We start from the raw sequence: 12,725 nt of genomic DNA, 5'->3' as shown, positions 1-12,725 counted from the left end.
GGCTTTGCGCCGTTTTAGCGTGACGGCATGATCGAGCTCGAGGGCCTCACCAAGCGGTACGGCGACAAGACCGCCGTCGACCAGCTGTCCTTCCAGGTCAGACCGGGCATGGTGACCGGGTTCCTCGGTCCGAACGGCGCCGGCAAGTCGACGACGATGCGGATGATGATCGGTCTCGACAACCCGACCGGCGGATCGGTCCGTATCGACGGCAAGCACTACCGCGACCTTGCCGAGCCCCTGAAGTACATCGGTGCGCTCCTCGACGCCAAGGCGATGCACGGCGGCCGGAGCGCGTACAACAACCTGCTCTGTCTCGCCCAGTCCAACCGGATCCCGACGTCCAGGGTCTCGGAGGTCCTGGACACCGTCGGCCTCGCTCCCGTGGCGAAGAAGAAGTCCAAGGGCTTCTCGCTGGGCATGGGACAGCGTCTCGGCATCGCCTCCGCGCTGCTCGGCAACCCCGAGATCCTGATGTTCGACGAGCCGGTCAACGGTCTCGACCCCGAGGGCATCCACTGGATCCGCAACCTGATGAAACGCCTCGCTTCGGAGGGGCGGACGATTTTCGTGTCCAGCCACCTGATGAGCGAGATGGCGCTCACCGCCGACCATCTGATCGTCATCGGCCAGGGGAAGCTGCTCGCCGACACCTCGATGGCCGACTTCATCCAGCAGAACTCACGCAGCTATGTACGGCTGCGCTCGCCGCAGCAGGAGCGGCTGAGGGACATCATCACCGAGGCCGGCATCACCGCGGTCAGTGTCGGTGACGGCTCCATCGAGGTGGACTCCGCCACCAGTGAGCAGCTCGGCGAACTGGCCGCCGGCCATCAGATCGTGCTGCACGAGCTCTCGCCGCAGCGCGCCTCGCTGGAGGAGGCGTTCATGCAGATGACGGCGGGGTCCGTTGAGTACCACGCGCACTCGGACGACAGTGAGGCCGCCGATCCCGGCCTGCCGCCGGCCCCCCGGTGGGGACAGGGCTCCACCAAGAAGAACAAGGGAGCCTGACCCATGGCATCGGTACCGGCGGTCCTCACCTCGGAATGGACCAAGATCCGTACGGTGGCTTCGACCATCTGGACACTGCTCATCGCCCTGGTCGTCACGGTGGCCATGAGCGCAGGTCTGTGCGCGCTGATGAAGTCGAACTTCTCGGATCTCTCGGAGAAGGACAAGCTCACCTTCGACCCGACCGCGATCAGCATGTCGGGGATGGTCCTCGGCCAGCTCGCCATGATCGTCTTCGGTGTTCTGGTGGTGGGCAACGAGTACAGCAGCGGCATGATCCGCACCTCGCTCGCCGCGGTCCCGCAGCGCACCACCTTCCTGCTCAGCAAGATCGCGGTGGCGGGTGTGCTGGCCCTGGTCGTCGGCCAGATCACGGCCTTCTGCTCGTTCTTCCTCGGCCAGGCCCTGCTCGGCGACCACCGCACCACGCTCGGTTCGGAGAACGTGCTGCGCGCGGTCGCCGGCGGCGGTCTGTACATGGGACTCATCGGGATCTTCGCGATGGGCGTGGCATCGATCCTGCGCTCGTCGATGCTGTCGCTCGGCATCCTGATGCCGCTGTTCTTCCTGGTCTCGCCGATCCTGAACTCCGTCTCGCAGACCCAGAAGATCGCCCAGTACCTGCCCGACCAGGCCGGTCAGAAGATCACCCAGGTGGTCACGGACACCAGCAGCGACGTCTCGTACGGCCCTTGGGCGGGCCTTGCCATCCTGGTCGGATGGGTGGTCCTCTTCGTCATCGGCGCCCTGATTCTGCTCAGGAAGCGGGACGCCTAGCGCTCACGACTTGGCCGGAACCGTCAAGGCCTGGATATCCTCCTCACTCATACGGGGGCGTTCGGCCGCAGCGAGGCGGCAGCCCCGACGACCTGAAACCGTCGATGGGGCTGGAGAATGATCGAGGCAGTCGGCCTGACGAAGCGCTATGGCGCCAAGACAGCCGTGTACAACCTTTCCTTCCAGGTGCGTCCGGGGACCGTGACCGGCTTCCTGGGCCCCAACGGTTCCGGCAAATCCACCACCATGCGCATGATCCTGGGGCTCGACGAGCCGACCGCGGGTCATGTGACCATCGGCGGCCACCCCTTCCGCAAGCTGCCGAACGCACCGCGCCAGGTCGGCGCGCTGCTCGACGCCAAGGCCGTGCACGGGGGGCGCAGCGCGCGCAGCCATCTGCTCTGTCTGGCCCAGCTCTCCGGGATCCCGGCCCGCCGGGTGGACGAGGTGCTGGGGGTCGTCGGACTGCAGGACGTCGCCCGCAAGCGCTCCAAGAGCTTCTCGCTCGGTATGGGCCAGCGCCTGGGCATCGCGGCCGCCCTGCTCGGCGACCCGCAGGTGCTCCTCTTCGACGAGCCGGTCAACGGTCTCGACCCGGAGGGCATCCTCTGGGTCCGCAACCTCATGAAGGCGCTCGCCGCCGAGGGCCGTACGGTCTTCGTCTCCTCGCACCTGATGAGCGAGATGGCCGTCACCGCCGACCACTTGATCGTGATCGGGCGCGGCCAGCTCCTCTCCGACATGAGTGTCAGCGACTTCATCTCGGCCAATTCCGCGGACTTCGCGCGGGTCCGCACTCCTCAGACCGAGCCCGACCAGCGCGAGAAGCTGACGGCCGCACTGACGGAGGCCGGCGGTCATGTCATGCCGGAGCAGGACGGCGGGCTGCGGGTGACCGGGCTGCCGCTGCCGAGGATCAGCGATCTGGCGCACGAGGCGGACGTACGCCTCTGGGAGCTCTCCCCGCACCAGGCCTCGCTGGAGGAGGCGTACATGCGGATGACGCAGGGCGCCGTGGATTTCCGCTCGACGGTGGACCAGCGTGCGGGCCTGCAGCAGCCGGTCCCGCAGCAGGGTTACGGTTACGCACCGCCGCAGCCCGTGGGCGTGCAGCCGGGGTACGAGGCCGCCCCGCAGCCCGGCTGGTATCCCCCGCCGCCGCCCGGCCAGGGCCCTGGACAGGCTCCGGGCCAGAACCCGTACGCGGGCCCGGCGCAGGCCCCGCAGGCTCCCCAGGCCCCTGTTGCGGCCCCCGTGCCCACGATGCAGCTCTCCGCCGGAGCCGTGCAGGCCTCCGCACCCGGTGGCTCCGCGCCGGCGGCGACCCCGACCATGCACCTGGCTCCGATCGAGGCACCGGCCGCGCCGGCCGCCCCGCCGGCTCCGGCGGCTCCGGCAGCTCCGCCGCAGCCGGCGCCCGCCGAGGCACCCGCGCCCGCCGCCTCCGACCTGAACAAGCCCGAGGACGCCCGATGACCGCGCCGACGCCGACCCCCTACCAGCAGCAGCCGATGGGCGGCGGCTACACCTCGCCGATCCCCGTCCGCTCCACGCACCTGGGCCACGCACTCGCCTCCGAGTGGACGAAGATCCGTACCGTCCGCTCCACGATCTGGACGATCGGCGTGATGTTCGTCCTGGTCGTCGGGATCGGGCTGCTGGTCGCCGTCCAGGTCGACGACCGCGAATTCGTGGACGCCCCGTTCACCATTCCCGCCCTCTTCGGACTGTTGCTCGGACAGATCTGCATCATCACGCTGGGCGTGCTGGTGGTCTCCTCCGAATACGGCACCGGCATGATCCGTACGACCTTCACCGCATCCCCGCAGCGCTGGCGCGTCCTCGCGGCGAAGATGATCGTCTTCTTCGCGGTCTCCTTCTCCGCCCTGGTCGTCGCGATCGGCCTGGTCGGTGCGGCCACCGCGGGGATCCACAGCGACGCGGGCTCCACCAGCGGCGGGGACTGGGCGCGCGGCGTCCTCGGCGGCGCGCTCTACGTCTCGCTGCTCGGCCTGCTCGCGGTCGCGGTCGGCTCGATGCTGCGGCACTCCGCGGGCGCGATCACCGCGATGCTCGGTGTGGTGCTCCTGCCGTCGATCATCGGCCCGATCATGGGGATCTCGCAGAGCCTGCAGGCGATCTCCGACAAGCTCATCGAGTACAACGCCCCGAACTCGCTGTCCGCGCTGTTCTCCATCCCCATGTCCGGGGACGAGGGCGGCAACGGCATGAAGCAGCTCGCCCTGCTGGCCGTGGTCACGGCGGCGGCGATGGCGGGGTCCTTCGCGCTGCTGAACAAGCGCGACGTATAAGAAGCAACCGCCTCAGTAGCGGGGCGCGTTACGGGACCGCTGCACCCTCGTGGTGCGGCGGCCCTTCGCGTTCCAGCAGGCCTTGTGCCAGTGACGCCGGTCGTCCACGCCGCCGTACTCGGGCCATGCCACCACATGCGGGACGCCCGAGGGGATCTCTTGGTCGCAGCCGGGGCAGCGGTAGCGCTTGCCCGCCGCCGCGGCCCCGCTGACCATGCGGACCGACCACTCCTCGCCCTGCCAGGACTCGGTGCTCTGCAGTCCGAAGCGGTCGGGGCTGCCGCCTCCGACGCCTTCACCTTCGGGCTCGCTCGGACTCGTCCCACCACGGGGGTGGTTGCGGCGCGGGGACACGTGACACCTCACGGGGCAGACCGGACACTTTCTCTCTCGTCCCAGCCTACGGGGAGCGGAAGAGGGTATTTGCCCCAGCACCGGACCCCACTTGGCGGACAATCACAATTACTCGCGCGTAGGCCGTGCCTCTGGCACGTGTCAGACGTTATTAGCTGTGGTAGGGGGAGCCGCGTCGGCCCGCAAGGAGGCGGATGGCCATGCGTGTGGGGGTCTTTGTACTGGCAGCCCAGTTCCCGGGACAGGGGCAGGGGGAGTCGCTGCACCGTGCGCTGCGGTCCGCCGAGGTCGCCGAGGAATCCGGGCTCGATTCGGTCTGGCTGGCCGAGCACCATTTCGTTCCGTACGGGGTGTGCCCTTCGGCCGTCACCCTGGCCGCGCTGGTCCTCGGCCGTACGGAGAGGATCCGCGTCGGCACGGCGGTGAGTGTGCTGCCCAACGCGCACCCGGTGGCGCTCGGCGAGCAGGCGGCGCTGCTGCACATCGCGTCCGGAGGCCGGTTCAGCCTCGGGGTGGGGCGCGGCGGGCCATGGGTCGACCTGGAGGTCTTCGGGGCCGGCCTGGACGCGTACGAGAGCGGCTTCCCCGAGTCCCTCGACCTGCTGCTGCGGTGGCTGCGCGAACCCCGGGTGTCGGCCGCCGGCGACCGGTTCGCCTTCCGCGAGGTCGCCGTCGTCCCCAGGGCGGGAGAATTGCTCGGGGCGGACCCGGGCGGGGGCTCCCCGGAGGTCGGCGCCGAAGGTCCGGAAGTCGTCGTCGCCTGTACGTCGCCCAAGAGCGTGAAGCTCGCTGCGGAGCGCGGACTTCCGATGCTCCTCGGGATGCACTGCGACGACGAGGAGAAGGCCGGAATGGTAGCCCTGTGGCGCAGGGTCGCCCGTGAGGCGGGCCACTCCCCCGACGGCGCCCATGTGTCGGCGGGGGTGGCGCAGATCGCGGACCGCCCGGCGGAGGCGGCGGAGACGCTGCTGAAGGCGATGCCGGGGTGGCTCAAGCAGGGGCTCGACGCCCATGTGACGGTCGACGGCCGCCATCGCGCGATGCGCGACCCGGTGGCGTACACGGAAATGCTCTGCGGACTGCATCCGGTGGGCCCGCCCGCGATGGCCGCCGACCGGATCGCCGCCACATCCGAGAAGACCGGCATCACCCGGTTCGCGATGCTCGTCGAGGGGTCGGGCGACGTGGCCGCCACAGAGGAGAACGTACGACGGCTGGGGAGCGAAGTCCTGCCGCTGGTCGGCTAGTTGGAGCGGTAAGCCGAAAGTACGGGGTGCTGCCGGCCCCACATCAGTGACACCTCCCGCGATGCGGGGCGGCAGCTCAAGGCGTCAGCAGTCCCGGAGTTCGGGCGACTGGTTCAGCAGCTGGCCGCGTATCGAGGTGAAGCGGGCGAGCCGCTCGTCGACCGAGGCGTCCAGCGGGAAGACCGCCACACGGTGGCAGTTCTGGAATGCCAGTCGTACTCCGAAGTGCCGCTGCAGCGCACCTCGTATCGCATCACTCGCAAGGGCACGCAGCAGCTGGCCACGCGCCTGCTCGCTGGGCGGAGGCGTCTGGTTGTCGGCGAACTCGCCGCCGTCCACCTTCAGCTGGGCCACCAGCGAGCTGATCATCTCCCATGCGTAGGGCAGGGAGGTCCGGACGCAGTCAACGAAGTCGGCTTCGTCGACCTCGCCTCGCTCGGCCTGTTCGAGTAGGGCCGGTGAGACGTCGAGCGACATGGGTTCTCCTCTCGCGACCCCGCAACAGAACGGGGCCTTACGGGCAGGGAAGGAGTTCGACGACGCAGAGTGCACGAACGGCGACCTCCAGCTTCCACGGTAAGCGCGCATCCCCGCCCGCACCAGAAGATTGGGCACACAACCGGCCAATAACGAACGGGGTCGTACGGGAAATATCGTGCGGCCCGCAGCACCTGCACCGAGGTCGTCACCCTCAGGGCGAATCGCGCCCACCCCCGCGCGTCGAGTAGCGTTGCCGACCATGCGTCTCGTCATCGCCCGCTGCTCCGTCGACTATGCGGGCCGCCTCACCGCCCATCTGCCCTCCGCGCCGCGCCTGATCCTGGTCAAGGCGGACGGGAGTGTCTCCATCCATGCCGACGACCGGGCGTACAAGCCCCTCAACTGGATGTCACCGCCCTGCACCCTGAAGGAGGGTGCGGGCGAAGACGCCGGTGTGTGGACGGTCGTGAACAAGGCGGGAGAGAAGCTCATCATCACGATGGAGGAGGTTCTCCACGACTCCTCGCACGAGCTGGGCATCGATCCGGGGCTCATCAAGGACGGCGTGGAAGCACACCTTCAGGAGCTGCTCGCCGACCGGATCGAGATCCTCGGCGAGGGCTACACGCTGATCCGCCGCGAGTACATGACGGCGATCGGCCCGGTCGACATCCTCTGCCGGGACGCGGACGGCGGGACCGTCGCCGTGGAGCTGAAGCGGCGCGGTGACATCGACGGCGTCGAGCAGTTGACCCGGTACCTGGAACTGCTGAACCGGGATCCCCATCTCGCCCCGGTCAAGGGCGTGTTCGCGGCGCAGGAGATCAAGCCGCAGGCACGGGTACTGGCGACGGACCGCGGGATCGGCTGTGTCGTCCTCGACTACAACGCGATGCGCGGCATCGAGGACGACAAGCTGCGGCTGTTCTGACGTCCTGCGGTAAGCAGAGCGCCGGTCAGGCCGGCACCGTCCCCGAGCTCGCACCGGACGGTGCCGTACTGGGCGGCGTTGTCGTTTTCGTCGGCGCCGTCGATCCACTGGCCGAGGTCGTCGTGGACGGCGTGGTCGTCGTCTTGGTATCGCTCGGCGTCGGTGTGGGTGTCGGCGTCGGTGTGGTCGGGGGCGGCGAGGTCGGCGACTTGGTGGGCGTGTGGGACGGGGGCTTCGTCGGCGTACCCGGCGTGGTGCTCCTGCCCGGCGTGGACGGCTTTCCCGGGGTGCCCGGCGTGGTCGGCGGACCGGTGGTGGTGCCCGGCTGCGTACTGGATCCCGAGGCGCCCGGGGCAGAACTCGACGGATCGGCCGGATTGCCGCTGTTGCCGCCCGTGTCGCCGCCGTTGTTCCCACCGCCGCCGGGACGGTTGGTGGAGCCGTCGGTCGGGGTGTCCGCGTTGAGCCCGTCCTTGTCGGTGCCCTCCTGGACCGACTGACCGTTGCCGCCCTTGTCGGAGGGCGAGTCGCCGTTCCCCGAGGTCGCGCCGAGCGTCACCACGGTGACGAGTACGGCGGCGAGCAGGGCGCCCGCACCCGCGGCCACCATGTTGCGCCGTGCGCCGCGGAGCACCATGCGCCGGACAGGTGCGCCTGCGGGCAGTGCGGTCCTGGTCCGCCGGGTGACCACCGTCTCGCTCTCCGAAGGGAGACCGGACAGGGGCGGTACGGCAGCCGGTACGCCGCCTGGCGGCGAAGCGGACTCCTCGTACCGCGCGGCGGGGACCTCTTCGCCCGCGGGCGTACGGCCGTCGAGCCCGAAGCCCGCACCCGCACCCGCGCCCGACCGGTCGGCGACCAGGGCGAGCGCCCTGCGTCCGGCGACCGTGCCGCGCTTGTCGGCGAGTGCGCCACGCATCGCGATCGACGCTTCGAGCTCGGCGCGCGCCCGGTCGATGTTCCCGGTGCAGAGCGCCAGAACGCCCAACTCATGGTGGAAGTAGGCCTCTTCGGCGACTTCGCCGGAGATCCTGGCCGCCTCCTGGCCCGTTCGCAGGGCCCGCTCCCAGGCGCCCCAGTGCAGACCCGCGGCGAAGGCGGGGGCGGCGCTGTGTGCCAGCTCCACGGCGGTGCCCGCGTTCCCCGCCCCGCCCGCGGTCACCAGAGCGGTGAGCGCGGCCAGTACCGCATCCGCCTCGGCGGCCGCCCGCTCGGGCGTCACCGAGGGATGGGAGGCCCACCAGGCGTAGTGCTGGGCGGCGGTGTGCGCGCGGGTGGCGGTGGTGTCGCCCTCAGCGGCGGAGTCGCCGTACCCGGCGGCCACCAGCTGGTGCACGACACCGGCGGCGAGCCGGTAGCGCGCACCGACCGCGGAGAGCAGCCCGCAGTGGGCCAGCTCGCCCAGCGCGGCGTCCGCGTGGGTGTCCCCCACCAGCGCCGGCAGATGCGCCTGGTGCGGAACCTCGCCGCCGAGCGCCACCGCGAAGCGCAGGGTGTCCCTGGCGGACTCGCTCAGCCGGGTGGCGAGCAGGGCCGCGGGGGCCGCTCCCTCGCCCAGCGAGGGCAGCGGGAGATCGTGCGCGTCCTCGGCCCCGGAGGGGGCGTCAACCGGCTGCCCCTCGAAGTACCCGTACGAGTCGAAAGCCTCCGGGTCGATCCGCTGCAGGTCGCGCTGGCGCAGCAGGGCACCCGCCTGTACGAAGCGCAGCGGCAGCCCCTCGGACTCGAACCAGAGGTCGCCCGCCCAGTTGGCCTCCTCGTCGGTGAGCGGCCGCTCCACGGCGCGCTCCAGGAGCTCCAGCGAGGCGCTGCGGCCCAGACCGCCGAGGAAGACCTCTTCGATGTGCGAGGTGTCGGACGGCGCGGCGGTCTCGGGCGTCGCGGAGAGCAGGAAGGCGCACTCGGGTGTCGCGTCGAGGAGCTCGTCCAGCGCGCCGCCGCCGAACTCCAGGTCGTCCAGGACGACGATCGCGCCTATCTGGTGGACCAGTTCGAGGAGTTCGCCGCGGTCGGGCCGGTGCAGCGGTGCGCTGAAGACGGCGGCGAAGAGGTCATGGAGGAGGTCGGCGGGCGTGCGGTGGTAGCCCGAGAGCCGTACGACACCGTCGGGAGCGAGCTCCGCGCAGTCGTCGGCGACGGCGTCGAGGAGCGCGGTGCGGCCGGAGCCGCCAGACCCTGTCAGCCGTACGGAGCGTCCGCGCGCCAGGAGCCGGACCAGCCTCTCGCGCTCCTCCTGCCGCTCCAGGAGCGGGAGTCGGGGTGCGAGCGGTCCCGGCGGTACGGGCGGCCTCGCCGCGCGCAGCAGCTCCGCGCGCTCGGCGGCCCGGTGCCGCAGCGGACGGGCGGGCTGCTCCCCCGGCGGGCAGGCTGCGATCTCGCTGCCGTCGACGGGGTTGACGGTGAGCAGGAAGTCGCCGGTGATGAGCTGGACGGTACGCACGGGCGCGGCCGACGGGGACTGCCCGAGATCGGGTGTCAGCGCGTCGCGGGGCGGGCGCTGCGGCCGTGCGCCTTCACCACGTCCGTCGCTGTAGTCGCTGTTGTCGTGGCCGTACTCTTCCGGTCCCCGGTTTATCGGGTCCATGGTCAAAGCCCCCCAGATGGCGCTGCGTGCGGTTGCCCCACCCGGCCTCGCACACCACGCTGTCGCTTCTGGTCCGGTGCCCACCGCATGGGTTCGTCAATCGGTGGGCGAGCGAACCCTAAACCTTCGCACAGTATCCATGAACACGCGGGGTGCCGGGCCGCCCAAGACGTCACAGCTTCGTGAGGATTGCGCAAGGAATCCCATCCTCACACTCCCTCCACAACCGTCACACCCGGGGAAGCACGGTGTCTTCCTGCGGGACGGGAACTCCCGCAGATCCGACTGCGACGATTCCGCCCTCAATGGCCAGAATGCGATGCAACCGGGTCGCCACCAGAAGCCGCTGCATCTGCGGCGGTACGCCACGGAGCACCAGCCTGCGCCCGCACCGTCCGGCCCGCCGGTGGGCGCCCATGATGACGCCGAGTCCGGTCGCATCCCAGGAGTCCAGCTCGGTCAGGTCGAGCACCAGGTCGCCGGCTCCGTCGTCGACGGCCGTGTGCAGGACCGTACGGGCGTCCGCCGCGCTGCGGACGTCGAGGCGGCCCCCGACGACCAGCTCGGCATGGTCGCCCTTGATGTGCATATGAACTCCCCGAGAGTGCTCTGCGTGATTCACGTCTTTCACGTATGTCACTGAACTGACTGCCCGACAGGCAGAGAAGTTGCCGTCTGTAAGCGAACTGATACCGAATTCACTCCTGGGGGTGACCCCTGGAGCGACAAATGCCTAGTGCTTGTAGAAGCCCTGCCCGCTTTTGCGGCCGATATCTCCCGCGTCCACCATCCGGCGCATCAGCTCGGGGGCCGCGAACTTCTCGTCCTGCGACTCCGTGTAGATGTTTCCGGTGGCGTGCAGCAGGATGTCGACGCCCGTCAGGTCGGCGGTCGCGAGGGGTCCCATCGCGTGTCCGAACCCCAACTTGCAGGCGATGTCGATGTCTTCCGCGCTGGCCACGCCCGATTCGTACAGCTTGGCCGCCTCGACCACCAGGGCCGAGATCAGCCGGGTGGTCACGAAGCCGGCCACGTCACGGTTGACGACGATGCAGGTCTTGCCCACCGACTCGGCGAATTCCCGTGCGGTGGCGAGCGTTTCGTCGCTCGTCTTGTAGCCGCGCACCAGCTCGCAGAGCTGCATCATGGGCACCGGCGAGAAGAAGTGCGCGCCGACGACCCGCTCCGGACGCTGCGTCACCGCGGCGATCTTGGTGATCGGGATGGCGGAGGTGTTGGAGGCGAGCACGGCGTCGTCCCGCACGATCGCGTCGAGCGCACGGAAGATCTCGTGCTTGACCTCGAGCTTCTCGAAGACGGCCTCGATAACGATGTCGGCGTCGGCGACCGCGTCCAGATCGGTGCTCGTGGTGATCCGGGAGAGCGCGGCGTCCGCGTCGGACGCCTCCAGCTTCCCCTTCGCGACAAAGCGGTCGTACGAGGCCTTGATGCCGTCCGTACCCCGCGTCAGCGCCGCATCGGTCACATCGCGCAGTACGACGTCCCAGCCGGCCTGCGCCGATACCTGTGCGATACCGGACCCCATGAGTCCGGCCCCGATGACGGCAAGCTTCCTGGCCACGTGCACTACCCCTTCGACAACTCCGACGACTTCTCTGCAACTGCTCCGGTGCGGAGGCTATCGGCCGGGGGGCGCCTTTAGGCCGCATAGAGATGCGCGTCACGCCCTCCCGTCACCCGACCGCCACCCCTCAACGTGGCCCTTCGGGCCGAAGTACCTTATTTCATGACGGACATCACACCGGGCCGGCCCATCACGCGTCACGCACCGCGTAGTTGAGCACCTTCTCGCTCAGCAGTTCCTCCATCTCGTCGAGGAGTCCGAGCGCGTCGCGCGACGCCCTGTTCGGCTCGGCGTTCTCCGGATTCGCGATCATCGTCGAGAAGAACTTCGGGGTCGTCGAGCGCATGCGCGTGACCCCGGTCAGCCGCCTGGCACTGCTGCTCGGCCGCGTCCTGCGCGACGCCGCGCTCTTCGTCCTGCAGGCGGCCGTACTGGTGCTGGCCGCGCTGGTCATGGGGTTGCGCGCCCCGCTGGCCGGCGTCCTGATCGGCTTCGCGTTCGTCGCCCTGCTGACCCTCTCGCTGGGCTCGCTCTCGTACGCGGTGGCGCTGGGCGTCGACCGCCCGCAGGAGTTCGGACCACTGGTCAACTCCTTCACCATGCCCTCGATGCTGCTGTCGGGCCTGATGCTGCCGATCGCGCTGGGACCGGCCTGGCTGAACGTCCTCTCCCACTTCGTACCGTTCCGCTATCTCGTCGACGCGGTGCGCAGCGCGTACCTCGGCCAGTACGCGACGGCGCAGATGCTGTACGGGGTGCTGGTCGCCGTCGGTTTCGCGGTGTTCTCCGTGACGGTGGGCACACGTGTCTTCCGCCGGGCCGGAGCGTAACTACGCTGGTGGCATGGTCAATCTGACGCGCATCTACACCCGTACCGGCGACCAGGGCACCACCGCCCTGGGGGACATGAGCCGCACCGCCAAGACCGATCTCCGGATCTCCGCGTACGCCGACGCCAACGAGGCCAACGCGGCGCTCGGCACGGCGATCGCGCTGGGCGCACTGGACGAGGAGGTCGTGAAGGTCCTCACCCGCATCCAGAACGACCTCTTCGACGTGGGCGCGGACCTGTGCACCCCGGTGGTGGAGAACCCGGAGTTCCCGCCGCTGCGCGTGGAGCAGTCGTACATCGACAAGCTGGAGGCGGACTGCGACCGCTTCCTGGAGGAGCTGGAGAAGCTCCGCAGCTTCATCCTCCCGGGCGGCACACCGGGCGCGGCCCTGCTGCACCAGGCGTGCACGGTGGTACGGCGGGCCGAGCGCAACACGTGGGCGGCGCTGGAAGTGCACAGGGAGGTGATGAACCCGCTGACGGCTACGTACCTCAACCGCCTCTCGGACCTCCTGTTCATCCTGGCCCGCACAGCGAACAAGGAGATCGGCGACGTCCTGTGGGTCCCGGGCGGCGAGCGGTAGGAGAAAGCCCCTCCGGCGATTGAGG

General features: G+C 69.7%; 12 protein-coding genes and 2 pseudogenes. 8 read left to right on the top strand and 6 right to left on the bottom strand.

The window, feature by feature from the left end:
- Positions 1 to 27: 27 nt before the first annotated feature.
- The 4 genes from J0695_RS20165 (at position 28) to J0695_RS20150 (ending at position 4,103) form a co-directional block, all read left to right on the top strand.
- On the top strand, positions 28 to 1,014 hold the full coding sequence (locus tag J0695_RS20165) for an ABC transporter ATP-binding protein (protein ID WP_206963505.1): 987 nt from the start codon (positions 28 to 30) through the stop codon (positions 1,012 to 1,014).
- 3 nt (positions 1,015 to 1,017) lie between these two features.
- Positions 1,018 to 1,791 (top strand): ABC transporter permease, encoded by a 774-nt coding sequence (locus tag J0695_RS20160; RefSeq protein WP_206963504.1) that lies wholly within the window; start codon positions 1,018 to 1,020, stop codon positions 1,789 to 1,791.
- A gap of 117 nt (positions 1,792 to 1,908) precedes the next feature.
- Positions 1,909 to 3,267, top strand: a complete 1,359-nt coding sequence (locus tag J0695_RS20155; protein WP_206963503.1) for an ABC transporter ATP-binding protein — start codon at positions 1,909 to 1,911, stop codon at positions 3,265 to 3,267.
- Positions 3,264 to 4,103 (top strand): ABC transporter permease, encoded by an 840-nt coding sequence (locus J0695_RS20150; RefSeq protein ID WP_206963502.1) that lies wholly within the window; start codon positions 3,264 to 3,266, stop codon positions 4,101 to 4,103. The genes J0695_RS20155 and J0695_RS20150 overlap by 4 nt, the downstream gene beginning before the upstream one ends.
- Before the next feature lie 12 nt (positions 4,104 to 4,115).
- On the opposite strand, the gene J0695_RS20145 is transcribed toward J0695_RS20150, so the two are convergent.
- Complete coding sequence (locus tag J0695_RS20145; protein ID WP_206963501.1) at positions 4,116 to 4,457, bottom strand: Rv1322 family protein; 342 nt, start codon at positions 4,455 to 4,457, stop codon at positions 4,116 to 4,118.
- A gap of 200 nt (positions 4,458 to 4,657) precedes the next feature.
- Between J0695_RS20145 and J0695_RS20140 the strand changes: the two genes are divergently transcribed.
- Complete coding sequence (locus J0695_RS20140) at positions 4,658 to 5,704, top strand: LLM class flavin-dependent oxidoreductase (RefSeq protein WP_206963520.1); 1,047 nt, start codon at positions 4,658 to 4,660, stop codon at positions 5,702 to 5,704.
- 84 nt (positions 5,705 to 5,788) lie between these two features.
- Here J0695_RS20140 and J0695_RS20135 read toward each other — a convergent pair whose 3' ends face one another.
- Positions 5,789 to 6,181, bottom strand: coding sequence for an SCO5389 family protein (locus J0695_RS20135; protein WP_206963500.1), 393 nt, complete (start codon positions 6,179 to 6,181; stop codon positions 5,789 to 5,791).
- 262 nt (positions 6,182 to 6,443) lie between these two features.
- Between J0695_RS20135 and nucS the strand changes: the two genes are divergently transcribed.
- Positions 6,444 to 7,115: an endonuclease NucS gene (gene nucS / locus J0695_RS20130; protein WP_206963499.1), complete on the top strand. Its 672-nt coding sequence runs from the start codon at positions 6,444 to 6,446 to the stop codon at positions 7,113 to 7,115.
- A gap of 25 nt (positions 7,116 to 7,140) precedes the next feature.
- Here nucS and J0695_RS20125 read toward each other — a convergent pair whose 3' ends face one another.
- The 4 genes and pseudogenes from J0695_RS20125 to J0695_RS44010 all read right to left on the bottom strand — a co-directional run.
- A complete protein-coding gene (locus J0695_RS20125; protein ID WP_206963498.1) occupies positions 7,141 to 9,699 on the bottom strand; it encodes an ATP-binding protein in 2,559 nt (852 codons plus the stop codon).
- Between the two features lie 229 nt (positions 9,700 to 9,928).
- Positions 9,929 to 10,288, bottom strand: coding sequence for an STAS domain-containing protein (locus tag J0695_RS20120; RefSeq protein WP_242552937.1), 360 nt, complete (start codon positions 10,286 to 10,288; stop codon positions 9,929 to 9,931).
- 144 nt (positions 10,289 to 10,432) lie between these two features.
- Positions 10,433 to 11,281: a 3-hydroxyacyl-CoA dehydrogenase family protein gene (locus J0695_RS20115; RefSeq protein ID WP_206963497.1), complete on the bottom strand. Its 849-nt coding sequence runs from the start codon at positions 11,279 to 11,281 to the stop codon at positions 10,433 to 10,435.
- 193 nt (positions 11,282 to 11,474) lie between these two features.
- Positions 11,475 to 11,573 (bottom strand): annotated as a pseudogene (locus J0695_RS44010) (TetR/AcrR family transcriptional regulator); the annotation flags it as partial.
- Between J0695_RS44010 and J0695_RS20110 the strand changes: the two are divergent.
- Positions 11,563 to 12,114: pseudogene (locus tag J0695_RS20110) on the top strand (ABC transporter permease); the annotation flags it as partial. The pseudogenes J0695_RS44010 and J0695_RS20110 sit on opposite strands and share 11 nt — an antisense overlap.
- Positions 12,115 to 12,127: 13 nt before the next feature.
- Positions 12,128 to 12,700 (top strand): cob(I)yrinic acid a,c-diamide adenosyltransferase, encoded by a 573-nt coding sequence (locus J0695_RS20105; RefSeq protein ID WP_206963495.1) that lies wholly within the window; start codon positions 12,128 to 12,130, stop codon positions 12,698 to 12,700.
- Positions 12,701 to 12,725 lie beyond the last annotated feature (25 nt).

It is taken from the genome of Streptomyces beijiangensis (assembly GCF_017315755.1).
GTDB classification, from domain to species: domain Bacteria; phylum Actinomycetota; class Actinomycetes; order Streptomycetales; family Streptomycetaceae; genus Streptomyces; species Streptomyces beijiangensis.
The sequence above is the reverse complement of the archived record's forward strand: the minus strand, read 5'-3'. Positions and strand labels throughout refer to the sequence as shown.